The sequence below is a fragment of the Phytohabitans kaempferiae genome (genome assembly GCF_042433955.1).
GTDB classification, from domain to species: domain Bacteria; phylum Actinomycetota; class Actinomycetes; order Mycobacteriales; family Micromonosporaceae; genus Phytohabitans; species Phytohabitans kaempferiae.
This window is the reverse complement of the sequence record NZ_JBHLUH010000021.1, coordinates 44343-70337: the sequence shown is the minus strand read 5'-3', so window position 1 is coordinate 70337 and position 25995 is coordinate 44343. Positions and strand designations below refer to the sequence as shown.

General features: G+C 72.9%; 25 protein-coding genes, 1 pseudogene and 1 riboswitch. Of the genes and pseudogenes, 11 read left to right on the top strand and 15 right to left on the bottom strand.

From position 1 onward, the window contains the following. Positions 1 to 103 precede the first annotated feature (103 nt). The 10 genes and pseudogenes from murG to ACFFIA_RS14275 all read right to left on the bottom strand — a co-directional run bounded on the left by murG (position 104) and on the right by ACFFIA_RS14275 (position 12572). On the bottom strand, positions 104 to 1213 hold the full coding sequence (gene murG / locus ACFFIA_RS14320) for an undecaprenyldiphospho-muramoylpentapeptide beta-N-acetylglucosaminyltransferase (RefSeq protein WP_377250927.1): 1110 nt from the start codon (positions 1211 to 1213) through the stop codon (positions 104 to 106). Next, a complete protein-coding gene (locus ACFFIA_RS14315; RefSeq protein WP_377250924.1) occupies positions 1213 to 2601 on the bottom strand; it encodes an FtsW/RodA/SpoVE family cell cycle protein in 1389 nt (462 codons plus the stop codon). Before ACFFIA_RS14315 ends, murG begins: the two co-directional genes overlap by 1 nt. Before the next feature lie 74 nt (positions 2602 to 2675). After that, positions 2676 to 3800 (bottom strand): phospho-N-acetylmuramoyl-pentapeptide-transferase, encoded by a 1125-nt coding sequence (gene mraY, locus ACFFIA_RS14310; RefSeq protein WP_377250921.1) that lies wholly within the window; start codon positions 3798 to 3800, stop codon positions 2676 to 2678. After that, positions 3797 to 5176 carry a UDP-N-acetylmuramoyl-tripeptide--D-alanyl-D-alanine ligase gene (locus ACFFIA_RS14305; protein ID WP_377250919.1) on the bottom strand — a complete coding sequence of 460 codons (1380 nt, stop codon included), beginning with the start codon at positions 5174 to 5176 and terminating at the stop codon, positions 3797 to 3799. Before ACFFIA_RS14305 ends, mraY begins: the two co-directional genes overlap by 4 nt. Further along, the gene (locus ACFFIA_RS14300) at positions 5173 to 6681 is read right to left on the bottom strand and encodes a UDP-N-acetylmuramoyl-L-alanyl-D-glutamate--2,6-diaminopimelate ligase (protein WP_377251261.1); all 1509 of its coding nucleotides are present in this window, start codon (positions 6679 to 6681) and stop codon (positions 5173 to 5175) included. The genes ACFFIA_RS14305 and ACFFIA_RS14300 overlap by 4 nt, the downstream gene beginning before the upstream one ends. 96 nt (positions 6682 to 6777) lie before the next feature. Continuing rightward, positions 6778 to 8622: a peptidoglycan D,D-transpeptidase FtsI family protein gene (locus tag ACFFIA_RS14295; protein ID WP_377251259.1), complete on the bottom strand. Its 1845-nt coding sequence runs from the start codon at positions 8620 to 8622 to the stop codon at positions 6778 to 6780. A gap of 564 nt (positions 8623 to 9186) precedes the next feature. Beyond that, entirely contained in the window at positions 9187 to 9825 is a 639-nt protein-coding gene (gene ftsL, locus ACFFIA_RS14290) for a cell division protein FtsL (RefSeq protein WP_377250916.1), read from the bottom strand. A gap of 14 nt (positions 9826 to 9839) precedes the next feature. Further along, positions 9840 to 10793: pseudogene (gene rsmH, locus ACFFIA_RS14285) on the bottom strand (16S rRNA (cytosine(1402)-N(4))-methyltransferase RsmH); the annotation flags it as partial. 190 nt (positions 10794 to 10983) lie between these two features. Continuing rightward, a complete protein-coding gene (mraZ, locus tag ACFFIA_RS14280; protein WP_377250913.1) occupies positions 10984 to 11415 on the bottom strand; it encodes a division/cell wall cluster transcriptional repressor MraZ in 432 nt (143 codons plus the stop codon). 335 nt (positions 11416 to 11750) lie between these two features. Continuing rightward, positions 11751 to 12572, bottom strand: a complete 822-nt coding sequence (locus ACFFIA_RS14275) for a C40 family peptidase (protein WP_377250910.1) — start codon at positions 12570 to 12572, stop codon at positions 11751 to 11753. A 25-nt stretch (positions 12573 to 12597) separates the two neighbouring features. Next, positions 12598 to 12717, bottom strand: a riboswitch (cyclic di-AMP (ydaO/yuaA leader). Between the two features lie 410 nt (positions 12718 to 13127). On the opposite strand from ACFFIA_RS14275, the gene ACFFIA_RS14270 reads away from it, so the two are divergent. From ACFFIA_RS14270 to ACFFIA_RS14245, 6 genes are all read left to right on the top strand, one after another. After that, entirely contained in the window at positions 13128 to 14348 is a 1221-nt protein-coding gene (locus ACFFIA_RS14270) for a MurT ligase domain-containing protein (RefSeq protein WP_377251257.1), read from the top strand. Next, complete coding sequence (locus tag ACFFIA_RS14265) at positions 14338 to 15054, top strand: type 1 glutamine amidotransferase (protein WP_377250908.1); 717 nt, start codon at positions 14338 to 14340, stop codon at positions 15052 to 15054. Before ACFFIA_RS14270 ends, ACFFIA_RS14265 begins: the two co-directional genes overlap by 11 nt. Before the next feature lie 8 nt (positions 15055 to 15062). After that, positions 15063 to 15770 (top strand): TVP38/TMEM64 family protein, encoded by a 708-nt coding sequence (locus ACFFIA_RS14260; RefSeq protein WP_377251255.1) that lies wholly within the window; start codon positions 15063 to 15065, stop codon positions 15768 to 15770. Positions 15771 to 15995: 225 nt separating this feature from the next. Beyond that, positions 15996 to 16160, top strand: coding sequence for a hypothetical protein (locus ACFFIA_RS14255; protein ID WP_377250905.1), 165 nt, complete (start codon positions 15996 to 15998; stop codon positions 16158 to 16160). A gap of 488 nt (positions 16161 to 16648) precedes the next feature. Beyond that, a complete protein-coding gene (locus ACFFIA_RS14250) occupies positions 16649 to 17377 on the top strand; it encodes a C39 family peptidase (RefSeq protein WP_377250902.1) in 729 nt (242 codons plus the stop codon). Positions 17378 to 17455: 78 nt separating this feature from the next. Beyond that, entirely contained in the window at positions 17456 to 18610 is a 1155-nt protein-coding gene (locus ACFFIA_RS14245) for a serpin family protein (RefSeq protein ID WP_377250899.1), read from the top strand. A gap of 10 nt (positions 18611 to 18620) precedes the next feature. Here the strand turns inward: ACFFIA_RS14245 and ACFFIA_RS14240 are convergent, their stop codons facing one another. Beyond that, complete coding sequence (locus ACFFIA_RS14240; protein WP_377250896.1) at positions 18621 to 19064, bottom strand: type II toxin-antitoxin system PemK/MazF family toxin; 444 nt, start codon at positions 19062 to 19064, stop codon at positions 18621 to 18623. Positions 19065 to 19116: 52 nt separating this feature from the next. Between ACFFIA_RS14240 and ACFFIA_RS14235 the strand changes: the two genes are divergently transcribed. Then, positions 19117 to 19872 carry a DUF427 domain-containing protein gene (locus ACFFIA_RS14235; protein ID WP_377250893.1) on the top strand — a complete coding sequence of 252 codons (756 nt, stop codon included), beginning with the start codon at positions 19117 to 19119 and terminating at the stop codon, positions 19870 to 19872. A 117-nt stretch (positions 19873 to 19989) separates the two neighbouring features. Continuing rightward, the gene (locus ACFFIA_RS14230) at positions 19990 to 20982 is read left to right on the top strand and encodes an NAD(P)H-dependent flavin oxidoreductase (protein ID WP_377250890.1); all 993 of its coding nucleotides are present in this window, start codon (positions 19990 to 19992) and stop codon (positions 20980 to 20982) included. Between the two features lie 30 nt (positions 20983 to 21012). On the opposite strand, the gene ACFFIA_RS14225 is transcribed toward ACFFIA_RS14230, so the two are convergent. After that, positions 21013 to 21615: an FMN reductase gene (locus ACFFIA_RS14225; RefSeq protein WP_377250887.1), complete on the bottom strand. Its 603-nt coding sequence runs from the start codon at positions 21613 to 21615 to the stop codon at positions 21013 to 21015. Then, a complete protein-coding gene (locus ACFFIA_RS14220) occupies positions 21612 to 22709 on the bottom strand; it encodes an LLM class flavin-dependent oxidoreductase (RefSeq protein WP_377250885.1) in 1098 nt (365 codons plus the stop codon). The genes ACFFIA_RS14225 and ACFFIA_RS14220 overlap by 4 nt, the downstream gene beginning before the upstream one ends. Positions 22710 to 22838: 129 nt before the next feature. On the opposite strand from ACFFIA_RS14220, the gene ACFFIA_RS14215 reads away from it, so the two are divergent. Beyond that, a complete protein-coding gene (locus tag ACFFIA_RS14215; RefSeq protein WP_377251253.1) occupies positions 22839 to 22958 on the top strand; it encodes a winged helix-turn-helix transcriptional regulator in 120 nt (39 codons plus the stop codon). A gap of 14 nt (positions 22959 to 22972) precedes the next feature. On the opposite strand, the gene ACFFIA_RS14210 is transcribed toward ACFFIA_RS14215, so the two are convergent. Together ACFFIA_RS14210 and ACFFIA_RS14205 are read right to left on the bottom strand one after the other, a co-directional pair. Next, positions 22973 to 24049 carry a hypothetical protein gene (locus ACFFIA_RS14210; RefSeq protein WP_377250882.1) on the bottom strand — a complete coding sequence of 359 codons (1077 nt, stop codon included), beginning with the start codon at positions 24047 to 24049 and terminating at the stop codon, positions 22973 to 22975. After that, positions 24049 to 24597: an RNA polymerase sigma factor gene (locus tag ACFFIA_RS14205; RefSeq protein WP_377250880.1), complete on the bottom strand. Its 549-nt coding sequence runs from the start codon at positions 24595 to 24597 to the stop codon at positions 24049 to 24051. Before ACFFIA_RS14205 ends, ACFFIA_RS14210 begins: the two co-directional genes overlap by 1 nt. A 241-nt stretch (positions 24598 to 24838) precedes the next feature. On the opposite strand from ACFFIA_RS14205, the gene ACFFIA_RS14200 reads away from it, so the two are divergent. Next, positions 24839 to 25357, top strand: a complete 519-nt coding sequence (locus tag ACFFIA_RS14200) for a peptidase inhibitor family I36 protein (protein WP_377250877.1) — start codon at positions 24839 to 24841, stop codon at positions 25355 to 25357. 79 nt (positions 25358 to 25436) lie between these two features. Continuing rightward, positions 25437 to 25850 (top strand): SRPBCC family protein, encoded by a 414-nt coding sequence (locus tag ACFFIA_RS14195; protein WP_377250874.1) that lies wholly within the window; start codon positions 25437 to 25439, stop codon positions 25848 to 25850. Positions 25851 to 25995: the final 145 nt, after the last annotated feature.

The following is a 25995-nucleotide window of genomic DNA, read 5'->3' as shown; positions in this document are numbered from 1 at the left end:
CACGAAAACGCTCCGCTGCGCTCCACGTTTACGCGGGGACCCCGGACCCCGACTCCGTCGGCGGGACCGCTCAGTCCAGACGCCGCCGCGCCAACTCGCTCGCTCACTGGGCCGCCACCGCCTCGTACACGAAGTCGAGCAGCGCCTCGTCGCCGTCGCGCCGGCCGTACGCGGCCGCGGCGGCGCCCATCGCCGCCAGCCGTTGCGGGTCGCGTGCCAGCGGGACCACCGTCCTCTCGATCCAGTCGGGGCTCAGCTCGGCGTCGTCGACGAGCAGCCCGCCACCGGCCTCCACGACCGGCAGCGCGTTGCGTTTCTGCTCCTGGTTGCTGTGCGGGTACGGCACGTACACCGCGGGGAGGCCGATCGCGGCCACCTCGGCGCAGGTCATCGCCCCGCCGCGGGCCAGCATCAGGTCGGCCGCCGCGTAGCCCAGCTCCATTTCGGACAGGTACGGCAGCGTCACGTACGGCACCGGCAGGTCGCTCGGCGGCGACACCGGCTCGTTGCGCGCGCCGATCACGTGCAGCACCTGCACACCCGCGCGGGCCAGCTCCTTGGCCGCGCCGGTGACCGCCAGGTTGATCGAACGGGCGCCCTGCGAACCGCCGGAGACGAAGAGCACCGGCAGGTCGGGGCGGAGCCCGAAGTGCGCGCAGGCCGCCTCCCGCATCGCCGCGCGGTCGAGCGAGGCGATCGAGCGGCGCAGCGGCACGCCCACCACGCGCGCCTTGCGCAGCGCCTCGGCCTGCACCGGCTGGTGCGGGAAGCCCACCGCGACATGCTTGGTGAACTTCATGCCCATCCGGTTGGCAACGCCCGGCGGCACGTTTACCTCGTGGATCACGATCGGCATCTCGCGGCGCCACGCGGCGAGGTAGGCGGGCACCGAGACGTACCCCCCGAAGCCGACGACCGCGTCGGCCCGCACCTCGTCGATCACGCTGCCCGCCGCGCGGGCCGAACGCCACATCCGGTCGGGCGTGCGGAGCAGGTTCATGTTGATCGACCGCGGGAGCTGGTAGGCCGGGATCTGGCGCAGGTCGTACCCATGCGGTGGGATCAGCTCGTTTTCCAGACCCTTCGGCGTGCCGACGCAGGTGATGCGCACATGCGGGTCGTGGCGGCGCAGGCAGTCGGCGAAGGCGAGCAACGGGTAGATGTGGCCACCCGTCCCTCCTCCCGCCAGGACGACCGACCGCAGCACACCCATCACCGTCTCCTCTCGCTCTCCGCGCCGGTCCGTGCCGCTGCCGCCTTCGTGGCCGGCTTGGCGGCCGCGGGCTTCGCTGCCGGCTTGGCAGCCGGCGGCAGCGGTGGCAACGGGGCCCAGAGTAGCCGTACCCATTTGGCGGGCGGACGGGCGTGCAGGGCTCGGGCCGCGTCCGGTTCGGCGCGGGCGAAGGAGGCGAGCATGCCGACGGCGGCGAGGGTGACCACGAGGGCACTGCCGCCGTCGGAGATGAACGGGAGCGGCAGGCCCGTGATGGGCAGCAGCCCCACCACGCCGCCGATGTTGATGATCGCCTGGCTGACCAGCCAGGTCGTCACGGCCGCGGCGGCGAGCCGGCGGAACGGGTCCTCGACCCGGCGGGCGATGCGCAGGCCGGTGTACGCCAGCACGGCGAAGAGCGCGAGCACCACCACGCTGCCGACGACGCCCAACTCCTCGGCGAGTACGGCGAAGATGAAGTCGTTGTGCTCGGCCGGCAGGTAGCCCCACTTGAGGCTGCTCTTGCCCAGCCCGACGCCGAACCAGCCGCCGTGGTCGATCGCGTACCGGGCCTGGACCGCCTGGTAGCAGGGGCCCTGCTGGCAGTCCTCGGGCGGGCTCACCCACGAGGTGATCCGCTCGAACCGGTAGTTGCTGCTGTCCTCCCCGCTCGACCCGCCACCGACCGAGGCCGCCGCGATGAGCAGCCCGATGCCGGCGAGACCGAGCACGGTGAGCGTGGCGAAGACGCGCAGCCGTACGCCGACGGCCCAGAGCAGGCCGACCACGACCGCGAGCAGGCAGAGCATCGTGCCGAGGTCGTTGTAGCCGACCAGCACGAACAGCAGCGCCACCACGGGGAAGAGAGGCGTGGCCAGCTCGCGCCACCAGCCGAGCGCCTCCCCCTTGCGGACCAGCAGGTCGGCGCCCCACATGACCAGCCCGAACTTGGCCAGCTCGGAGGGCTGCACCTGGATCGGGCCGAGCCAGAGCCACAGCAGGTCGGCGTGGATGGGGCCGAACCGCGGATTGTCGATGTCGGCCATCCGGCCGTACACGACGAGCAGGTCGAGCACGACCAGCAGCACGATGGCGACGCCGAGCACGGGCTTGCCGAGCGCCCGGAAGGTGCGGGCCGGCAGCCGCTGGCAGGCCCAGAACGCGACCAGCCCGATCGCTGCGAAGACCGCCTGCTTGGTGATCATCGTGAACGCGTTGCCGTTGGTGGCGTACGCCTTCACGCTGGTCGCCGAGAAGACCATCGTGAGGCCGATGATCAGCAGCAGCGCCGAGCTGGAGATCAGCAGGTAGTACGAGGCGAGGGGTCGCTGGAGGAGCCCGCGCAGCACGGCGAGCGGGCCGCTCCCGGCCTTGTCGTCCTCCCCCACGCCCTTATCATCGGCGCTCCGACACGCGCAGCCCGGCTATTGTCCGGGCGTGTCGCGGGTCGGGCGTATGAGCCTCACCCCACCGCGGTGAGGAACTCGCTGTAGAAGAGGCCGAGACCGATCGCCACACCGATGCCCGCGATGATCCAGAAGCGGACCACGATGTTGACCTCGCTCCACCCCGCCAGCTCGAAGTGGTGCTGGAGCGGCGACATGCGGAAGACCCGCCGGCCCGTGGTGCGGAACGAGATCACCTGGATCACCACCGACATCGTGATGATGACGAAGAGCCCGCCGATGATGAGCAGCAGCAGCATGGTGCGGCTCGCCATCGCCAGGCCGCCGATCAGCCCGCCCAGCCCGAGCGCGCCGGTGTCGCCCATGAAGATGCGGGCCGGTGACGTGTTCCACCACAGGAAGCCGACACACGCGCCGGCCGCCGCGCCGGCGATCAGGGCTATCTCCAGCGGATCTCGTACCGCGTAGCAGTAGTCCACCGTGTAGTTGGGGTCGGCGCACCAGTGCCGGTACTGCCAGAAGGCGATGAGCCCGTACGCGGCGAGCACCATCACCGAGGCGCCGGTGGCGAGGCCGTCGAGACCGTCGGTGAGGTTGACGCCGTTGCTGGCCGCCATCACCACGAAGATGAAGATCAGGACGGAGACGACCTTGCCGACGTCGAGCCACTCGATGTCCCGGATGAACGAGATCGTGGTGCTGCCGACCGTCTCGGAGTTGGTGGGTCGCCCCTCCAGGTCGACCATCGTGCTCGGGAAGTAGAGCGCCACCACGCCGAAGACGCCGCCGACCAGGGCTTGGCCGATCAGTTTGTACCGGCCGCTGAGGCCACCGCTGTTGCGCCGCCGCACCTTCAGGTAGTCGTCGATGAAGCCGACCGCGCCGCAAAAGACGAAGAGCCCGAGCAGCACCAGCGCGGTGATGGTCGGGCCGACCTGGGCGATCTGCTGCTCGGGGAGCGTGGTGAGGGCGGCGTGGCCGGCGACGTACGCGATGACGGTGGCGATGATGAACACCACCCCGCCCATCGTCGGCGTGCCCTTCTTGCCCTGGTGGGTCGCGGGACCGACGGAGCGGATCGGCTGCCCCGCCTTGAGCGCGGTGAAGACCCGGATGCCGATGGGGGTGCCGAAGAGCGACACCAGGAACGCGACCGCGGCCGCGACGATGACGGCCCTCACGAGTCGGCCTCGGCGCGCAGCGCGTCCACCACGTCCCAGGTGCGGTAGCGCGAGCCCTTCACGAGCACGACGTCGCCCGGCCGCAGCTCGCGCCGCAGCGTCGCCACGGCCGCGCCCTGATCGGTTGCCAGCACCGACTCTCCTCCCCACGTCGCCACCGACGCCGCGCCCGCCTGTATCGGCGCCGCGGTCTCGCCCACCACGATCAGCCGGTCGACGCCGAGCGTGGCGGCGAGCCGCCCGACCTCCTCGTGGCCCTCCCGCTCGTACTCGCCCAGCTCGGCCATGTAGCCGAGCACCGCCCACGTACGGCGGCCCGCTCCGGTGCCGGCCAGCGCGTGCAGCGCGGCGGCCATCGAGGCGGGGTTGGCGTTGTACGAGTCGTCGATGACCGTGACGCCGTCGGCACGGTCGAAGACGTCCATCCGGCGGGCGGAGACCACGCGCAGCTCCGACAGGGCCGCGCCCAGCTCGCCCACCGGGAAGCCGAGCGCGTGTGCCACCGCCGCGGCCAGCAGCGTGTTGCCCACCTGGTGGCGGCCGGCGATGCCCAGCCGCACCGGCGCCCGCCCGTCCGGCGTGACGAGCGTGTACTCGGCCCGCCCGGTGGCGAGCCGCACGTCGGTGGCGCGGACCGTCGCGTCGGGCGCCTCGCCGGCGAGCACCACGCGCGCGGCCGTGCGGGCGGCCATCGCGCGTACCCGGGGGTCGTCGGCGTTGAGCACCGCCACGCCGTCGGCCGGCAGCGCCTCGACCAGCTCGCCCTTGGCGGCGGCGATCGCGTCGACCGAGCCGAACTCGCCGATGTGCGCCACGCCCACGTTGATCACCACGCCGACCCGGGGCGGGGCGACCGCGCAGAGGTGGGTGATGTGCCCGCCGCCCCGGGCGCCCATCTCGAGTACCAGGAAGCGGGTCTGCTCGTCCGCGCGCAGCGCCGTGTACGGATGCCCCAGCTCGTTGTTGAACGAGCCGGCCGGCGCGACGGTCGGGCCGAGGCGGGCGAGCAGCTGGGCGATCAGGTCTTTGGTGGTGGTCTTGCCGGACGAGCCGGTGAGCCCGACCACCACGAGCGACGGCAGCCGGTCGACCACGTACCGGGCCAGCGCGGCCATCGCGGCGAGCTGGTCGTCGACGAGGATGTGCGGCACCGGTACGGGCCGGGACGCGAGCACGGCGACCGCGCCGGCCCCGACCGCGGTCTCGGCGTAGTCGTGCCCGTCCACCTTCTCCCCGGGGAACGCCACGAACAGCCCGCCCGGCGTCACCTTCCGGGAGTCGAACTCCACGCTGCCGGTGACCTGTGCCGCCGGATCGGCGTCGACCAGCCGGCCGCCAACCGCACTCGCCACCTCGGCGAGGCTCAGAACGATCACTTCCCGACCTCCGCGAGCGCCGCGGCCAGCTCCACCCGGTCGTCGAACGGCAGCACCTCGCCACCGACCTCCTGCCCGCGCTCGTGTCCCTTACCCAGTACCGCGACGATGTCGCCGGGTCCCGCCTTGCCGACCGCGAAGTCGATCGCGGCGCGGCGGCCGGCGACCTCGAAGACCTCGGCGCCGCCCGGGGCGAGGGCCGTGCCCTCCAGCACGCCGCGCCGGATCGCCGCGGGGTCCTCGGTGCGCGGGTTGTCGTCGGTCACCACCACGACGTCGGCGCCCTCCGCGGCCGCCCGCCCCATCAGCGGGCGCTTGGCCCGGTCGCGGTCGCCGCCCGCGCCGATCAGGCAGAAGAGCCGCCCGCCCCGGTCGTCGGTCAGCTCGCGGAGCGCGGCGAGGGCGGCCACGATCGCGTCCGGCTTGTGCGCGTAGTCGACGACGCCGAGCACTGCGGCGGCGCTCCGCTCCTCGAAGCCGGTCGCCCCCGCGCCGGCCTGGACCCGCTCGAGCCGGCCTGGCACGCCCGGGCACGCGGCCACGCCCCGCGCCGCGGTGGCCGGGTCGACGCCGGTCGCGACCAGCGCGGCGATGGCGAGCAGCGCGTTGGCGACGTTGTGCCGGCCAGGCAGCGAGACGCCCGCCTCGACGTCGCCGTCCGGACCCGAGGCGGTGAAGCGCTGGGCGTACGACGAGCCGGTCACGGAGGTGGCCCGCCAGGTCGCCGCCGGGTCGCCGGCCGCCGAGTAGGTGACCGTGGCCGGCTTCATCAGCGGTCGCAGCGGAGGGTCGTCGAGGTTGAGGATCTCCACGCGGCAGCGGCCGTCGAAGAGCTTCGCCTTGGCCGCGAAGTAGTCGTCGGCGTCGGCGTGGAAGTCGAGGTGGTCGAGGCCGAAGTTGGTGTAGCCACCGACGTCGAAGCGGACCCCGCCGACCCGCCCCATCGCGAGCGCGTGGCTGGAGACCTCCATCACCACGGCGGTCACGCCCCGCTCCCGGGCCGCGGCGAGCAGCGCGTGCAGGTCGGTCGCCTCCGGCGTGGTGCGGACGCTCTCCACCACCAGGTCGCCGAGGCGGGTCTCCACCGTGCCGATCAGCCCGGTCACGTGGCCGGCCGCGCGCAGCCCGCTCTCCACCAGGTACGCCGTGGAGGTCTTGCCGGCCGTGCCGGTCACGCCGATGACGGTGAGGGCGGCGGTGGGGTCGCCGTAGACCGCGGCGGCGACCGGACCGAGCGCCTCGCGCGGCTGCTCCACCACGATCGCCGGCAGCCCCGCCTCGGCGGCCGCACCGGCACCGGCCGGATCGGTGAGCACCGCGACCGCGCCGGCACGTGCCGCGGCGGCCACGAACTCGCTCCCGTGACGCCGGGCGCCGGGCAGTGCGGCGTACAGGTCGCCGGGGCGCACGTCGCCGCTCGCGTGCGTCACACCGCTGACTCGCGGATCAGCCTCACCGCCACTGACCAGCACTTTTGCGCCGACCAGCGCCGCGAGGCCGGCCAGGGACCGCGGTGTCACCGTCTGCGGACGGAGATTGCCAGGCACGGCGTCAGACCCTACCGGTTGGCGGCTCGCCGGCCGCACAGCACGTCCGGCGGTTCAGGGGTAGACGACAAACTTCGGCGGCTTCCCGCTGCTCACCGGTACCCCGTACCGGGTGAGCGCATACGACATCATGGCCGAGAACGCCGGCGCGGTGACCTCGCCGCCCCCGCCGCCCGGCGTGTGCGCGAAGACCGCGATGACGTAGCGCGGGTTCTCCGCCGGCGCCATGCCGACGAACGAGGCGACCGCGCCGGAGGTGTACTTGCCGTCGACCACGCGCGAGCCGGTGCCGGTCTTGCCCGCGACCCGGTAGCCCTCGACCGCGGCCTGCCGGCCGGTGGCGTCGTCGACCACGATCACGGCCTCCAGCATCTCGCGGAGCGCGCGGGCGTTTTCCGGGCTGAGCACCTGGCGGGTCGTGGGCGGCGCGGACCGCGTGCGCTCGCCCTCCGGCGTGATGGTCTCCCGCACCAGTTGCGGCTGGACCCAGGTGCCGTCGTTGGCGATCGCCGCGTACGCCGCCGCCATCTGGAGCGGCGTCACCGCGACGCTGTGGCCGATCGGCACCGAGCCGGCCGCCGAGCCGCTCCACTTCTCCGGCGCGAGCAGCATGCCGTCCGCCTCGCCCGGTACGCCCACGCCGGTCGCCGTGCCCAGACCGAACTTCTTCTGGTACTCGTACAGCTTCTCCTTGCCCAGCTTGTCGGCGATCGCGATCGTGCCGACGTTGGAGGAGTACGCGAGGATGCCCGGGATGGTCATCCGCTGGGGCGTCCAGTTGGTGTGCGTGTCCTTGAACCACTGGTCGCCCTTGCGCACGCGCGGCCCCACCATGAACGTGTCCTCGGGCTTGACCGCGCCCTCCTGGAGCGCCGCGCCCACGGTGATCGCCTTGTGCACCGAGCCGGGGTCGACCACGAAGCTGGTCGCCGTGTCCTCGCGGTGCTCCGGCTTGACCTTCAGCGGTCGGGCCGCGTCGTACGTCGGGTAGCTGGCCTGCGCGAGCACCTCGCCGGTGTGCGCGTCCATCACCACCGCCGCGCCCGTGTACGCCTTCGCCTGCGCCATCCGCTCGGCGAGTGCCCGCTGCACCATGAACTGGAGGTCGCGGTCGATCGTGAGCTGGAGCGAGCTGCCCGGCTGCGCCTCGGTCTCCCGGTGGTAGCCGCCCGGGATGGCGGCGTTGAGCGAGCCCTGCCCCACCTCGAAGACCCGCTTGCCATTGACCCCGCGCAGCAGCTCGTCGTAGCGCGCCTCCAGCCCTTCGAGCCCGTTGAGGTCGGGGCTGGTGAAGCCGATGATGCTCGCGGCCAGGTCGGCACCGGGCCACTCCCGCCGCTCGTCCCGGCGCACGATCAACTCGGGCAGCTTGAGCGCGGCGACCCGGTCGGCGACCGCGATGTCCACGCCGCGGGCCAGGTACTCGAAGCGGGACGCGCCCCCGCCGGGCTGCTTGCGCTTGGCGAGCTTGGGCAGCAGCTCCGACTGCGGCACGCCGAGCAGCGGGGAGAGCGCGGCCGCGGTCGTTTTCGGGTCGCGGACGAGCTCGGGGTCGACCGCCACGAACCGCGCCTCGACGCTGTGCGCGAGCACCGACCCGTTGCGGTCGTAGATCGCGCCCCGCGGCGCGGGCAGCTCCTCGGTGGCGAGCCGGTCGAGCAGCCCCCGCTCGGCGAAGGCCGGCGAGTCGGTGAACTGGATCGTCACCAGCCGGATGCCGATCGTGGCGAAGAGCGTCAGCGCCAGCACCGTGCCCAGGCGCAGCCGCCGCCGCTGGTCCATCAGCCGCGGCGGGCGTCGCGGCGGCGCGGGCGCCTTCTTGCGCGGCGGCGTCGCCTTACCGCCTTGCCTGCGCTGTTCGCCGCGCCGCGGCCCGGCGACCCGGCGGGCAGCGCCCAGAGCACCGCCGGCCGCGGCCGCCTTCGCCGCCTTCGCCGCCGTCGTGCGCTTTCGTGGCGTTGGTACGCCCGGCGTGGTGGCCTTCCGCGTGACCCTTGTCGGGGTCTCGGTGCGGCCCGCCGCCGGCTCGGCCCGCTGGCGGCTGCCGCCGCGTGCCTCCCGCTCCGGCTCGGCCGTGGGGCGGCGCCGGGCGATGCGCGGCTTGCCCCCCTCGACCACCTGGAGCGCGGGGCGGAACGGGTCGGCCGTCCGCCCGCCGCGCGGTGTCCGCTCACGCACGGTACGGCCACGCGGGGTGTACGCGCGTGCCTCGGAGATGCCGAAGCCGCGCTCCGCCGGCCTGTCCTCCTCCGGCTTGCCGCCGCGTGGCGGTGCCGGACGGCGGGAGGCGGCGCGCGGCTCGGCGGCGTCGGCGGGCCGGGCCGAACCACGCCTCGGCTCGGCCCGCCCTTCGTCCGCCCCCCGGCGCGGCGCGCTCTCCTCGGGACGCTGGTCGTCGCGGCGCGTGCCCGCTCCGCGAGGACCGGACCCGGAGGACCCGGGCGGCCGCTGCGGCATGGTTACCTACCCTGTCGCCTGTGTGTCGTCGCCCGGGGTCAGCCGGTCGGTGCCCCCGGTCCCCTGCCCGGTGTCGCCGGACTGGTCGCCCGCGGTGCCCTGCTGGCCGGTGCCCGCGTCCTGCTGGCTGGTGATCGACGGCGCGTCGGTGGCGGGCACCATCATCCCGGTCAGCCGGCCGTCGGGCAGCCGGATCTGCACCGGCTTGCCCTGCACGAGACCCTGCTTGCGGGCCGCCGCGATCAGGCTGCCCGGGTCTTCGGAGCGGGCGATCTGCTGCTTGAGCTGCTGCTCCCGCACGTCCAGCGCGGACTGCCGCTGGCGCAGCTCGGTCAGCCGGAAGGCGTTCTCGTTGATCTTGGTGTTGACCACGAGGATGCCCAGCACACCGCCGACCACCACGACCAGGATCAGCGCGATGAACGGCGCCCGCGGCACGGTCACCGGCAGCGGCGGCGCGACCCGCAGCCACGGCACCCCCACCTTGCGCTCGCGCGTGGAGCCCCCCGGCTCCGCCTTGAGCGCCTCCCCCTTGACGGGCTCCGCCTTCAGCGCGGTGTTGCCGACCGTCCGATGCTCCTGCCGCTCCTCACGCGCCGTGGTCCGGCCCCCCGACCGCGGCGTGTATCGCTTGCTGGCGTTCATGTCCCCTCCCCCTCTTCGATCCGGGCCGCGGCCCGCAGCCGCACCGATGCGGCGCGCGGGTTTTCCGCGACCTCCTGCTCGCTCGGGAGCTCGGCGCCGCGGCTGAGCAGCCGCAGCGTCGGCCCGGTGCCGGGCAGTTCGACCGGCAGGTCGACCGGCCCGGTGCTCCGTGCCCGTGCGGCGAGCGCCCGCTTGGTGATCCGGTCCTCCAGCGAGTGGTAGGAGAGGATCACCATGCGGCCGCCCGGCGCGAGAGCGTCGAGCGCGGCCGGCAGCGCCGATTCCAGCGCGGCCAGCTCGCCATTTACCTCGATACGCAGTGCCTGAAACGTCCTCTTAGCCGGGTTTCCGCCAGTTCGTCTGGCTGGCGCGGGTATCGCGTCCCGCACCAGCGTGGCCAGCCGTGCCGACGAGGTGATGGGCTCCTTCGCCCGCTCCCGCACGATCGACGCGGCGATCCGCGCGGCGAACTTCTCCTCGCCGTACACCCTCAGCACCCGGGCCAGTTCGGGCGCCTCGTACGTGTTGACGACCTCTTCGGCCGTGCGGCCGCGGGTCTGGTCCATGCGCATGTCCAGCGGCGCGTCCCGCGCGTAGGCGAACCCGCGGTCGGGCGCGTCGAGCTGCAGAGAGGAGACGCCGAGGTCGAAGAGCACCCCGTCGACCAGCGGGTGACCCAGCCGGTCGAGCACCTCGGGCAGCTCGTCGTAGACCGCGTGCACCAGGTGGACCCGGTCGGCGAACGGCTCCAGCCGGGCGCGGGCGTGCGCCAGGGCCTCCCGGTCCCGGTCGAGTCCGATCAGGACGGTCCGGGGGTGCGCCTGGAGGACTGCCTCGGCGTGGCCGCCGAGACCGAGCGTGGCGTCGACGTGCACGGTGGTGCGGTCACCCTGGTCGAGGGCGGGCGCGAGCAGCGCGAGGCACCGCTCCAGCAGCACCGGTACGTGCGTACCGCGCAGCTCCCCCATCTCGACCCCCAGTGACCCGCCCGTGTGCACCTGCGCCCGGAGCCTGAAGAACCGTGCGCCGTACTGCCAGATCCCCATCCGCCCTTCCGTGAGCCTCCTTCGCGGGGAGGCCGGGACGCGCCTGGCATCGGGGAAGAGATGTCAGGAGCAGGAGCGGCTGGAGATCTCGCAGTACGGCGTCCGCCAGCCCTTACAGTCCTCCGGGCAGCACCCCCTCCTCGATGCCGGCGAAGTCGTCTTCGCTCTCCGCGAGGTAGGTGTCCCACGCTTGCTTGTCCCAGATCTCAACCCTGGTGCTCGCCCCGATCACGACGAGTTCACGGCTCAGCCCGGCGTACTCCCGCAGGTGGCCCGGGATCGTCACCCGGCCCTGCTTGTCGGGCACCTCGTCGTGGGCACTCGCGAAGAACACCCGGCTGTAGGCCCGAGCCGCCTTGTGCGTCATCGGCGTCTCGCGCAACTGGCTCGCGATCCGCTGGAACTCCGGCGTCGGGAAGACGTAGAGGCAGCGCTCCTGCCCTTTGGTGATCACGACACCTCCCGCCAGCTCGTCCCGAAACTTCGCCGGAAGGATCAACCGGCCCTTTTCGTCCAGGCGGGGGGTATGGGTGCCGAGAAACATCGGCCCACCCCCTCGCCTTTCGCGGCTTTCGCGGAGCCGCTATCCCCCGGGGCCGGCGGGTCCCTCCGGTGAGTAACCCTGCCACTGCGCCCCACTGTACTCCACTTCCCTCCACTCGCAACCGGAATCGCAGCGTTACTGGGGTGACCCCCTTGACAAAACCGCACGTCAAATGCGGTGGAGCGCGGTGGAGGGTCTGGATGGCGACAAGCTGGTGCCACCTACCGGGCCAAAAAACGATCCAGGGCAAACCCGGACGGGCTTGCCCTGGATCGTTGGGGGGACGGGGGTTGCTATGGGGGGTGGGGAGGAAAGTGGAGGGCAGAGGCGCGGGGTCAGGCCAGCCGGCGCACCACGTAGTTGGAGGACCAGATCTTGTGCTTGCCGACCCGCACGCCCGGGCGCGGCGAGTCGTACATGTAGCCGCCGCCGGCGTAGATGCCCACGTGCGTGCCGTACGAGCCGGAGCGGATCACGATCAGGTCGCCGGGGAGCACCTTGTTCTTGGCCACGCCGGTGCCGACACGCTGCTGGTCGTTCGCCTTGTGCGGGAGCACCTTGCCGGTGGCGACCCGGTACACGTACTTGGTGTAGCCGGAGCAGTCGAAGGCGGACGGCCCGGCGGCGCCGAAGCGGTAGGGCTTGCCCACGTGCTTCTGCGCCTCGGCGAGCACCTTCGCCCGGCTGGGGACGATGTCGACCCGGATCTCCCCGGTGGTCAGACCCTTGTACGGCCCGCGCCCGCTGTACACGGCCCGGTACATCCGCGCCTCGAACGGGCGGATGGAGAGGATGGACTTGCCGGTGGAGTACACGGGGCGGGTCCCGGTGCTGACCCACTTCCCCTTCCATACCTGAAACTGGACGGAGCCGCCCCACACGCCCTTGCCGGTGCTCGGGTCGGTGATCGTGGCGGTGATCATGAGCGTCGAGCCCCACGGCAGGCGCGTGGTGCTTGGCTGGAGCGCCACCTTCGGCGTGACCGACGCGGCGGCCGGCGCGGTGGCGGTGCTGGTGGTCGGCGCGGGCGTGGCTTCGGCGTGTGCCGGGCCGGCCATGAGCTGGCCGGCGCACACGCAGATCCCGACGGCGAGCGCGAGCCGGCCGGCTCGGCGTTTCGCGGGCAGCCTGTGCCGACCCGAACGGAGTTCGTGCACGGTCGATGTCCCTCCGGCACGCCTGCGAGGTGAGCTGTCGGGTTCGGGCGGGAAGGATTGCCCGGCCGCCGTGGCGGCTTCACCCCAAGGCCTCACCCGGCCGGGTATCCCCGGCGGGGTCGGGACCACGATCCTGGGTCCCCCGTCCCTGCCCGCAGTGCCGTTGCGTTCCTCCAGGGGTACGCACCGGACGGGTGGGCAGGGCTCGGCGTGTCCCGGCGGTGCGGCCGGGCGATGACCCGGCTCAAACTTTGTAGCGGATGCCCTGATCGACGCAGGGTTACCGCGATCTTGCGGAGCGAATTTGGCACGCCGACGAATGAGTGGTCGTTAAGGGCAGCGTCCCAATTGTCGCGACGCTGCGTCGTACCAGGAATCACGCTGCGTGGATCGGTCACCGTGAGTATCCCCACACACATCGCGCCGTACCGACGCCGCCGCGACGCCCCTCGCCGGCCGAGGCGCTAGCAGGGCGATTTCGGCGGTCCCCTGCTTCGCTCGGTCAGTGGAGATCCAGTCGGCGTTGGTAACCTCGCCTCCGTGACGGACGGCAAGATGCCCCTCCGGGCCAAGGTCGCCAGCTCGGTCTCCCGCACTGCGGCCGCCCTGTCACGGGCGGCTGGGCGCGGCGACGGCTCGGTCATCGGCGGCTGGATCGGCCTGAAGATCGACCCCGACCTCCTCGCCCACCTGGCCGCGGGGCGCGCGATCGCGCTGATCTCTGGCACCAACGGCAAGACCACCACGACCCGCCTCGCCGCCGCGGCGGTGGGCGTGCTCGGTCCGGTCGCCACCAACGGCTTCGGTGCCAACATGCCGACCGGCCACACCTCGGCGCTCGCCAAGGCCGGCCAGACGCCGTACGCGGTGCTCGAGGTCGACGAGCACTACCTGCCGAAGGTGCTGGTCGCCACCGAGCCGCGCGTGGTGGCGCTCCTCAACCTCTCGCGCGACCAGCTCGACCGGGCCAAAGAGGTCGCGATGATGGCCCAGATGTGGCGCACCACGCTCGCCGAGCACCCCGGTGTGTACGTGGTCGCCAACGCCGACGACCCGATGGTGGTCTGGGCCGCCTCCGGTTCGCCGGCCGTCACCTGGTTTAGCGCGGGCCAGCGGTGGCATGACGACTCGTGGGTTTGTCCCGAGTGCGGCTCGCCGATCGAGCGCCAGGCCGACCAGTGGTGGTGCACCGGCTGCTCGCTGCGCCGTCCCGTACCTCAGTGGGTGGTGGAGGACGACGGCGTGGTCGATCCGCGCGGCGCCTGGCACAAGATCTCGCTCCAGCTCCCCGGCCGGGTCAACCTCGGCAACGCGGCCACCGCGCTGGCGGTCGCCGCCCAGTTCGGGGTGCGCCCGACCGACGCGGTCTCCCGCCTCTCCACGGTCGCCTCGGTCGCCGGCCGCTACGCCCAAGTGGCGCGCGACGGCCGCAACATCCGACTGCTGCTCGCGAAAAACCCGGCGAGCTGGCTGGAGGCGTTCGACATGGCTGACGAGGCGCCCACACTGCTCTCCATCAACGCCCGCGACCCCGACGGCCTCGACACGTCGTGGCTGTTCGACGTCGACTTCAGCCCGCTTCGCGGCCGCCAGGTGCTGATCACGGGCGACCGGGCGTACGACCTCGCCGTACGCCTGGAGGTGAACGACGTGCCCTTCCGGCACGTACGTACCTTCGGCGAGGCGGTGCAGTCGGTGCCGCCGGGCCGGCTCGAAGTGATCGCCAACTACACCGCGTTCCAAGACATCCGAGCGGAGCTCGACCGTGTCCTCTGACAGCACCATCAGCATCGTCTGGATATATCCGGACCTCCTCTCCACCTACGGCGACCGCGGCAACCTGCTCATCCTCGCCCGCCGGGCCGCGCTGCGCGGGCTGCCCGTGCAGACCATGGAGGTCCGCTCCGACCAGCCGATGCCCACCGCCGCCGACATCTACCTGATCGGCGGTGGCGAAGACGGCCCGCAGGCACTCGCGGCCCAGCGGCTGCTCGCCGACGGCGGCCTGCACCGGGCGGTGGCGCAGGGCTCGGTGGTGTTCGCGGTGTGCGCCGGATACCAGTTGCTCGGCGGCTCGTTCTTCGCCAAGGGCACGCAGTACGCCGGCCTCGACCTGCTCGACTTCCGCTCGGACCGGGGCCCCACGCGTGCGGTGGGCGAGTTGGGCGGCCCGATCGACCCGCGCCTCGGGCTCCCCCCGCTCACCGGCTTCGAAAACCACGGCGGCCGCACCCACCTCGGCCCCGGCGTCGCCCCGCTGGCCCGGGTCACCACCGGCGTGGGCAACGACGGCGCCACCGAGGGCGCGTGGCGGGGCAAGTTGCTCGGCACGTACTCTCACGGCCCCGCCCTCTCCCGCAACCCCGCCCTCGCCGACCTGCTGCTGCGGTGGGCCACCGGCTACGACTCGCTCCCCCCGCTCGACGACACGTGGTCCGACCGCCTCCGCGCGGAGCGCATGGCCGCGACGGCGGCCTCGTGACCGCGCGGGTGCGCCACCTGGCGGGCCGCGTGTGGGCGCTCGCCCCCCTGCTGCGGCAGCGCTCGGTGGCCCGGTTCACGCTGCTGCTGGCGATCCTGGCGCTCTGCGGCCTCAGCATGCTCCTGCTCCCCCAGCCCGACCTCGCCGACGCGCCCCGCCTGGTCGACCGGCTGGGCCCGCTCGCACCGCCGGCCGCCGTGCTCCTCGGCGCGGTCATGATGGTCGTCCTGGTCCCCCGCACGCTGGTCTCCTTCGCGTGGGGCGCGCTCTTCGGCACGGTCGGCGGCGCCAGCTACGCCCTGGCCGCCGCGCTGCTCGCCGCCCTGCTCGGCTTCACGGTCGGCCGCCTGCTGGGCCGCGCCTTCGTCGCCGAACGCGTCCGCGGCCGCCTCGCCCGCCTGGACGGCTGGTTCGCGCGGCAGAGCGTGCTCGGCGTGGTGACCGTACGACTGCTGCCCGTGGGCGGTTTCGGCCTGATCAGCTACGGATACGGCACCACGGGCGCGCGGCTCCGCCCGTTCCTGATCGGCAGTGTGCTCGCCTCCGTCCCGTCCGCGTTCGGCTATGCCGCGATGGGCGCGGCCGTGGCCTCACCGGGCGACATCAACTGGTTCGCCATCGCCCCGGCCGGCCTCGGCCTGGTGGCCACCACGATCATCGTCACCAAGTGGCGCCGCTCCGCCCGCGCCCGCGCCGCCGAGGCCGCCGCCGCGTAGCGTACATCGGCCACATCCGGCGGGGCTCCGCTGCTCGGCAGGCACATCGACCCCGCCGGCCACACAGACCTCACCGGCCACCAGCACGGCCCCGGAACATGGCTGGCCGGGCGCGTGTTGACCGATGCCGGGCGGCGACTCGCTCGTTCTTACCTGTGCGGGTTGGATGCCCGCGCGCTGGTGCCCCCTGCGCCGGCCACTACCGCAAGACAACGGGAGTGGTACGTGAGTGGGGGCAAACGGGTCCTCTGGGCCACCATCGTCGGATTGTTCGCGTTGGCCATCACGGCCGCGATCCTTCCGCCGTTCGTCGCCATCCTGGGCGCTGTGGTGGCCGTTGCCGCGTTCTGGCACGTGACCGCCGGAAAGTCGGACGGCCCCGTCCAGTGAACCCCCCAAATCTGGGCAAACCGGATATTGTCCCGCGCGCTGACCCGCGGAACAAATCAGCCGGCCCATGCGCTGTACATGGCCGGCCCGCGGGCGGCGGTGACCACGCGGTGAGTGGCCCCCGCCACGCGCGGCCCCCCGGCGGAATGGATCGGGATGCCCGCCGGTTGAAACCTGCCGGCACGCCGGACCCCACCGCGCGTGCCGCCGCGTAAGCGGGAAGCACCGAAGAAACCCTGACCACGGCGCACTGGCGCGCCGTCCGCGTGGGTCCTCGTCCCCCGAGGTCCGCGTGCGCATGGAGCGGCCCCTCAGTCCGGAGGCGCCGCTGGCGCGGAGCCTCTGCGAGGCGTCGCGCGCGGCCCTCACCCCCCGGGTTACCGAGGCGCCGCCCATCCCCCCAGCAAACGAAAGGGTTCCCCCTGATGAAGCACGTCCTCGATCGATGGCTCACGTCCATTGACAGGAACCGGCTCCACCGGCCTGCCATGTTCGCCGCTGGGTTGGCACTCACCGCCGGTATGGTCGGCGGTCCGCACGCGATCCAGGCGATGAACGACCCGGCGCCGCCCGCGCCCACCGCGACGGTCGTCGCGGACGTGGGCGCCGACAAGCCGGCGGACACCAAGCAGAGCACCAACAAGGACGACGTCAAGAAGCATGACGTCAAGGACGCCAAGAAGGACGACGCCAAGAAGGACGCGCCCAAGGCGGCCCAGGTCGACTTCGGCTACCAGGAGCAGAGCACGTACTACTTCTGCGCCCCGGCCGCGACCCGCATCGCGCTCTCCGCGCAGGGTCACACGCCGAGCCAGACCGACCTGGCCAAGAGCCTGGGCACGACCGAGAACGGCACCGACTCGGCGCACGAGACCACGCGTGTGCTGAACCAGGTGAACGGCAAGGACTTCTACACCACCAAGTCGATCCCCGGCTCGGCCGCGACGCCCAAGGAGATGGACCAGCTCCAGGCTGACGTCGTGCGCGCCCTGAGCCACGGCTACCCCGTCGTGGCGAACATCAAGGGCACCACGACCGACGTCGACGGCAAGGCCCACTCGTACGAGGGTGGCCACTACCTGACCGTCGTGGGCTACAGCGACGAGGGCCGTTACGTGCGGATCGCGGACCCGTTCGACCCGTCGAACGGTGGCACCTACTGGATGAGCACCATCTCGCTCGCCAACTGGATCGCCGAGCGCGGCTACAGCGCCTGACGTTCCAGGTAGGCACGACGAGGCCGCGGCTGGGGTTGACCAACCCCAGCCGCGGCCTTTTTGCATAGGCTGTTCACTATGGCAGCCGTCCCGACCCTCACGGCCGAAGGCGTCGAGCGGGCCACACCGCCCGGCGACGCGCCCGTCGCCGACGTGGCCACCGGCACCGCCCGCCTCGGCCACGAGCTGGCGGCGCGGGCCACGACCACCAACTGGCTCTGCTCGCCCCTCTCCGTCGCATACACATTCGCTATGGTCCGGGCGGGCGCGGGCGGTGAGACGGCCGCGGAGATCGACCGGGTCTTCGGCTTCCCGGAGGGTGGCCCGCACGCGGCGTTCAACGCGATCGCCCGCGCCACCGCCACCGACCGCGTGCACATCGCCAACGGGCTCTTCACGCAGCAGGGGCTGCCGGTGGGCGAGGCGTTCCTGGCGGTGCTGGCCAGCCACTACGGCGCGGGCGTGCACCCGGTCGACTTCGCGCGCGACGGCGCCGAGATCGTCAACGCGTGGGTCCGCGAGCAGACCGCCGAGCGCATCCCGCGACTGTTCGACGCGCTCTCGCCCGCCACCCGCCTCGTACTCGCCAACGCGATCTACCTCAAGGCGGAGTGGCGGCACCCCTTCGCCGAGCGGGGCACGACCGACGAGCCGTTCGCGCGGCCGGGCGGGCCGGTGCGCGTGCCCATGATGCACCTCAGCGCCGACCTCCCCTACGCCGCCGGCGCCGACTGGCAGGCGGTCGAGCTGCCCTACAAGGGCGCCGACCTGGCCATGCGCGTGATCGTGCCGACGGGCGACCAGACGCCGGACGCGCTGGTCGCGCCCGACGTGCTCGCCGCCGTCACACGGTCACTCGGGTCGGCCTACGTCGACCTGGCCATGCCCCGTTTCGATTACGGCTCGCACATCGATCTGGTACGGATACTGGCGGCACTCGGCCTGCGCCGATCCTTCGCTCCGGGGGCGGACTTCGGCGGCATCCACCCCGGCCTGCACGTCGACGGCGCGGTGCAGCGGGCCACCGTCACGGTCGACGAGTGGGGCACCGAGGCGGCCGCCGCGACCGGGCTGATGATGCTCACCTCGATGCGCCCGCCGCCCACCACGGTGGTCCGCGCCGACGTGCCGTTCGCCTTCGCGATCGTGCACCCGCCGACCGGCGTACCGCTCTTCGCCGGCATCGTCGCCGACCCGTCCGACACCACGGGCGGGCGCCGGGACACGCCCTGAGCCGGCGGCGTCAGGCCCAGCCGTACCCGGTACGCAACTCCTGGGCGATCGCCTCGAAGCGGACCCGGTCGAGCACCGCCCCCTCGCGGCGGATGCCGTCCTCGTCGACCTCCAGCACGCGGTCGAGCCGCACCCAGCTGGGGCGGTTTTCGCGGTCCCAGGCGCCGGGGCCGAGCGCGTACCAGTGGCGCTGCCCGTGGCGGTCGCCGTTGCTGGAGAGCATCAGCCCCAGCAGCGTGCGCCGGTCTCGCCCCACCACCAGCACCGGGCGGTCCTTGCCCCGGCTGGGGTCGTCCTCGTACGCGACCCAGGTCCACACGATCTCGCCCGGGTCGGCGTCGCCGTCGAGCTGCGGCGCGTACACCAGCGTGCGGGCCGAGGGTGAGGAGACGGCGGGCGGTCGCCGCGGGCGCCGCCGCAGCTTGGCGGCGACGCTCTTCAGGAGGTTGCTCACGGCGTGCACCATATCCGGAATTGGATCTCGGTCGGGTGAGTTGGTTGTCTGCATGACGACTTCTACGGCCTCCGCCGCCGCGCGCGGGCGGATACGGCTGGAGCGGGGCGCCAAGCGGGTCCGCGTGGTCTTCAACGGCCAGGTGATCGCCGATACGACCAAGCCGATGTACGTCTGGGAGAGTCCCCACTACCCCACCTACTACCTGCCGCTGGAAGACGTGGCGCCGGGCGTGCTCGAGCCGACCGGCCGCGCCAGGCACTCGCCGAGCCGGGGCGACGGCGGGCTGTACACCGTGCGCGTGGGCGACCGCGAGGCCATCGACGCCGCGCTCCGCCACGCCGAGTCGCCGATCGAGGAGCTGCGCGGGCTGGTGCGCTTCGAGTGGGACGCGATGGACGAGTGGCTGGAGGAGGACGAGCCGGTGTACGTGCACGTCCGCAGCCCGTACACACGCGTCGACGTGCTCGCCAGCTCCCGCCACGTGCGCGTCGAGGTCGACGGTGTGACGGTCGCCGAGTCGACCAGGCCGCACGTGCTCTTCGAGACCGGGCTGCCGCCCCGCTACTACCTGCCGATGACCGACGTGCGCCTCGACCTGCTGCGGCGCACCAGCACGGTCTCGCACTGCCCGTACAAGGGCAAGGCCGAGTACTGGTCGGTCAGCGCCGGCGACACGATCCGCGACGACGTGGTGTGGACCTACCGGACGCCGCTGCCGGAGAGCGCCAAGATCGCCGGCCTGCTCTCCTTCTGGACCGGCAAGCCCGGCGTCACCGTGTACGTCGACGGCGAGCCGGTCGAGTAGCCGGCCTGCGCGCCGTCGGCCGACCGGGCGCGGTAGCGGCAGCGGTAACGCGGGCCGCGATTTCACGTTCACGAATCGTGGGACGCTTGGCGGCGGCACGCGAAGGAGGCGGATGCGATGTCATGGCTGGACACGCCCCTGGCCCGGCGGCTCGGGCTGCGAATGCCGATCATCCAGGCGCCCATGGCCGGCGGCATCTCCACGCCCCGCCTGGCGGCCGCCGTCGCCGGCGCGGGCGGATTGGGCTCGATCGCCGGCGCCATGCTCCCGCCAGACCGGATCCGAGCCGCGATCGCGGAGTTCCGCGCGGTGGCCGGCCGGCGTGCACCCTTCGCGGTCAACCTCTTCGCGCCGCTCCCCCGCCCCTCCACCGACCGTGTGGCCGAGTGGGCGGCGCTGACCGGAGTGGCACCGCCCGCGCACTTCCCGCCCGCGCCCGACTTCGCCGACCAACTCGACGTGGTGGTGGCGGAGGGCGTGCCGGTGTTCAGCTTCACCTTCGGGATCCCGGACCGCGCCCAGCTCGACCGCGTCGGCGCCGTCACGATCGGCACCGCCACGACCGTCGCCGAGGCGGTGGCGCTGGAGCGGGCCGGCGTGGGCGCGATCGTCGCGCAGGGCTACGAGGCGGGCGGCCACCGCGGCACGTTCCTGGTGCGGGTGGAGCGCTCGCTGGTCGGGACGCTCGCGCTGGTGCCGCAGGTGGTCGACGCCGTATCGGTGCCGGTCATCGCGTCCGGCGGCATCATGGACGGCCGGGGCGTCGCGGCGGCGCTGGCGCTGGGCGCACAGGCGGTGCAGCTCGGCACGGCCTTCCTGCGCTGCCCCGAGTCCGGCGCGTCCGAGGCGCACCGGCGGTCGCTGACCGGCGAGACCACGATCACCGACGTCCTCACCGGCCGCCACGCGCGCGCGGTCCGCACGCCGCTCGTCGACCGGCTGGAGGCCGCCGGCGTGGCGCCGCCCGACTATCCGCTGCCGCGCGCGCTGAGCCCGGAGCCGCCCATGCTCGCCGGCCAGGGCGCCGCGCACGCCCGCGCCCTGCCCGCCGCCGACCTGGTCACGGCCCTGCGAGCCGAGACCGACGCCGCCTTCGCCGCCAAGCCCTGAGGCAGCCCTCGCGGCGTGGCGGGACCGGCTCTAAGGTGACCCGCCGAGCAGCTCCGAAAACGGGGTCGGCTCGTCGAACGGGTCGACGACGACCGGCGGCTCCCGGCGCTCGATCTCGACCGCGAACTCGGCCGCCGCCCGCTCGATCCGCGCCGCCAGCGGGCCCTGCGCCGTGGCGCCGCCCCAGTCTTCCGGAGCGGCGAAGACCGACGTGGGCACCACCACCGCGCGCAGGTGGGAAAAGAGCGGGCGCATCGCGTACTCCAGCGCCAGCGAGTGCCGTGCCGTACCGCCCGTCGCGGCGATCAGCACCGGCTTGTCGACCAGCGCGCCCTCCGGCAGTACGTCCACAAAGGACTTGAACAGCCCGCTGTACGACGCGTTGAAGACGGGCGTGACCGCGATCAGGCCGTCGGCGCGGGCGACCGCCTCGTGTACCCGCTCGAGCTCGGGCGACGGGAAGCCGGTCAGCATCTGGTTGGTCAGGTCGTGCGCGCGGTCGCGCAGCTCGACCGTCTCCGCGCCGGCGTCCAGCCGGCGGCGGGTCGCCGCCGCCAGCTGGTCGGCGAGGAGCCGAGTGGAGGAGGGCTGGCTCAGGCCGGCCGAGACCACCACCAGGGAACGCCGGCTCACCGGTCCACCGCCTCGATGACGGCCGCGGCGGCGGCGCGCAGCGAAGCGTGGGTCGGCGCCTCCGGCACGTGCGCGGGGCGGAGCGCGTCCATCTCCCGCCGCAGCACCGGTACGACCTCCTCGCCCAGCATGTCGATCTGCTCCAGCACGGTCTTGAGCGGCAGGCCCGCGTGGTCCATCAGGAAGAGCTGCCGCTGGTAGTCGCCGAAGTGCTCGCGGAACGTCATCGTCCGGTCGATCACCTGCTGCGGGCTGCCCACGGTCAGCGGCGTCTGCTCGGTGAACTCCTCCAGCGACGGGCCGTGCCCGTACACGGGGGCGTTGTCGAAGTACGGCCGGAACTCGCGGACCGCGTCCTGCGAGTTGCGCCGCATGAACACCTGGCCGCCGAGCCCGACGATCGCCTGGTCGGCGGCGCCGTGGCCGTAGTGCTCGAAGCGCCGGCGGTACAGCTCGATCATGCGCTTGGTGTGCTCCACCGGCCAGAAGATGTTGTTGTGGAAGAAGCCGTCGCCGTAGTAGGCCGCCTGCTCCGCGATCTGCGGGCTGCGGATCGAGCCGTGCCACACGAACGGCGGGATCCCGTCGAGCGGGCGCGGCGCCGCGGTGAACGACTGGAGCGGCGTGCGAAACTTGCCCTCCCAGTCGACGACGTCCTCGCGCCACAGCCGGTGCAGCAGCGCGTAGTTTTCGACCGCGAGCGCGATGCCGTCACGGATGTCCTTGCCAAACCACGGGTACACCGGGCCGGTGTTGCCGCGCCCCATCATGAGATCGACGCGACCGTCCGCGAGGTGCTGGAGCATCGCGTAGTCCTCGGCGATCTTCACCGGGTCGTTGGTGGTGATGAGCGTGGTCGACGTGGAGAGGATCAGCCGCTTGGTGCGCGCGGCGATGTAGCCGAGCATCGTGGTGGGCGAGGAGGGCACGAAGGGCGGGTTGTGGTGCTCACCGCTCGCGAAGACATCCAGGCCCACCTCCTCGGCCTTCAGCGCGATCGTCACCATCGCCTTGATCCGCTCGTGCTCCGTCGGCACGGTGCCGTCGGTCGGGTCCGGCGTGACGTCGCCGACGGAGAAGATCCCGAACTGCATGTCACCCATCCTGCCTCTAGTCCTGCTTTCGTTCAACTTTGAACTAGATGCCGGGGGCCGGTATTCCTCGCACCTGGGGGGCGGGCCTACCCGCCACGAGGCTGGTCGCCCACGAGGGGCTACCGCCGAATAGGATTCGGCCGTGGACGAGGTCACGATCGCGCGATCGTGACGTACCTGCAGCAGGACGCCCGGCAGACCAACCGCGAGCTGGCCCGCAAGCTGGGCATCGCGCCGTCCACCAGGTGATCGAACCGCTCTGATCAGGTGGAGTCGGTGCGGCCCGAGCTGAGATACAGCACGTACGCCACCAGGGCGGGCGACCGCGACGGCGAGGTGGCCGCGCCGACCAGCTCGACCCGCTCGTAGCTCAGCAGATGCCCGGCACGCGGGTCGAAGACGGCGACGTCGCGCGTGGCCCCGCCGTCGCTGTCGACGCTGACCGCCACGCCCCTGCGCCCGGTGCGGTCGACGACGGTCCCCCGGTAGTCGACGCCGTCGGTGTCGGCGAGCACCTGGAGGGCCGCCGCACGCTGCGCCGGATCCAGGTCGTGGTGGCGGTAGAGGTCGGCCACCGCCCGCAGCACCCCGCGCGGCCCCTCGCTGAGGGGATGCCGGTCGGCGAGCTGGAACGCGAGGATGGGGGCCTGTGCGGACGGCGCGTCAACCACGACGGGCACCTTCCCTGGCTCGTAATCGGTGATAAAGGTGTCCGAAGTGGACGGCCCCGGCACGACGGGCACCGGGACGGGGGGCGGCTGCGCGAGCACGGTGGTGACCGCGCGGCCGGACCGGTCGGCCGCCCACCACAGCCGCTCGTCGCGCGCGCTCGGGCGGGCCCCCCGGCTCCGCCCGGCCGCCCAGGTCTGCACGTGGACGTAGGTGTACCCACCGACCGCCGGCTCCTCCGGCACGCCCCGGACAGACCGCGCGAGAGCCGCGAGGTGGGGCCGCGCCGCCGGCGGCTCGCCCACCGTCGACAGTGCCAGCGCACTCGGGGTACCGACGGGAACGCTGGCTGGCACCGCGGAGGGCGACTCGGCCACGGGCGCCGGGCCGGGGCCACCGCGCCCGGCGAGGACGCCAGCGCCGGCGGCCCCGAGCACGGCGACCGCCGCGACGGTGGTGCCCGCCACCGTGGGCAGGACCCACCCCCGGGAGCGGGCGGCCCAGACGCGCAGCCGGGGCGTGTCGCGGCCGGCGTGCCGGGCCCGCACGCGTGCGCGCAGCTCGGCGGGGCTGGCCTGGGGCGGTGGCACCGGGAGCCCGCGCACGGGGTTGGACGCGAGCACCACCTGGCGCACCAGGTCGTCGTCGTGCTCCTCGTCGATGTAGCCCATCACTTTCCCTTCCGGGAGCCGGCGGACACCAGTGGCCGGTTGCCGTCCATCGCCTCGATGACCCTGCGCAGCCGGTGACGCGCCCGCTGGATCCGCTTGCGGGCGGCCGCCGGCGCGATGCCGAGCACCGCCCCGATCTGCTCGTCGTTCATCTCGTGCAGGTAGCGCTGCTGCAACAGCTCGCGGTCGTCCGCGCTGATCGCCCGCCAGGCCGGAGCGAAGTCGTGGCGCCGCTCCCACGCGCGCAGCCCACCGTCGTGCGGCTGGCCCGGCTCCCCCAGCCGGCTCAGCACGCGCAGCAGCCGGACGTGCAGCCGCTGGCGGTTGTGGACGTGGTTGCGCGTCGTCACGTACAGCCAGGGCCACGGGTCGTCACCGAGCGCCTGCCGCTTCTCCCAGGCCGTCATGAGCGTCTCCTGCGCCACCTCCTCCGCCTCGTGCCAGTAGTGGTATCCCAACAACGTCGCTGCCACGGCCATCACCCGTTGCCGGTAACGCCGGCACAGGTCGTCGTGCCATGCTTCGTCCCGCACCCCGTCGGTGCCCACAGTGGACTCCTTGATGGAGAGCAGCCCCGAGGATGGACAGCAGCCCCGAGCCGCATCGATCGCTGACCCCGCGCAAAACCCCCCGCTGTCGATCACCCGCTAGGTACATGTCGCCAGGCGAGTGGCCGTGACCCACCATCCCGGAAATTCCCCGAGCCGGCTGACCCGGATCGCGTGTGCCTTTGCCCATTTGGCGACAACCGCCTGGCCTGGCGGTAATCGCACCCTTACCGTGAGCCACATGTTGCGCTTTGCATTTGCGCGAGCACGGTTGGTAGTCGCACTGCTGGCCGCGGCCACCACCACCGTGGCGATCACCGCCACCGCCGCGCCCGCCCGCGCGGCCGACGTCAAGGACCGGGTCGACGCCTACCTCGCCGCCCACCCCGGTGGGGTCCGGATCGGCGGCGCCGACATCGCGTACGGGGGCGGCCGGTTCATCGTCACCGTCACCCGCACCGACCTCGCGGCGGCCGCGGCGCCCGACTGCCCCGCGAACTGGTTCTGCTTCTACGACGGCACCAACTACACGTACCCCCGCGGCAAGCTCAGCGACTGCGGCGCGCAGGACCTGGGCGCGTGGGGCTGGCGCAACCGCACGGCGTCGGTGCACTACCGGATGTCGACCGGCTCGGTCACGTTCATCAACGAGACCGGCTCGACCGACACGCCGCTCTTCACCGCGAGCACGGGCCGGCGCACGATCCCGGACGTGGCGCCGTACCGGGACATGGCCGACTACGTCTACCGCACCTGTTGACCCGCGACCGATGAGTCGCGCCGCCCCGATCCGTCCTACCCGTGTCCGAACGAACGCGACACGACCGAGGGAGACGGAAATGAGCGGCTACGACTACACGGTGACCGGCGTGATGGACGCACCGGTCGAGCGGGTGTGGCAGGTGTGGACCGAGGCGGAGCACTACACGGGCGTGTTCCACGGCGTGCCCGGCTCGGCCAAGCTGGACGTACGCCCCGGCGGCTCCTGGCGCGTGACGATCTCTGTCCCCGAGGCGGGCGAGGAGCGGATGAGCGGCTCCTACGTGGAGGTCGTACCCCATCGGCGCCTGGTGACCACGATGGACGGCCACGAGGCATCGCCGATGGCCATGGACCTGAAGGACCTCGGTGGGCGGACCGAGATCACCTTCACCCAGACCTGCGCCACCGCCGAGGAGCGCGACCAGTCCGAGGAGGGCAGCCGGATCCTGCTCCAGTGGTGCGCCGACCACCTGGCGACGCTCCACCCCTGACCCCGATCCCGACCCGGCCACGGTCCGGCCAATCCGCGCCGGCCCGTGGCCAGGCCAGCCGCAGGCGCACCGCCGGATGAGAGATCTGGGCTACCGCGATGTCCGCCACGCTCCAGACCGCCGCGCGGGCCCCGGGGAGACGTGC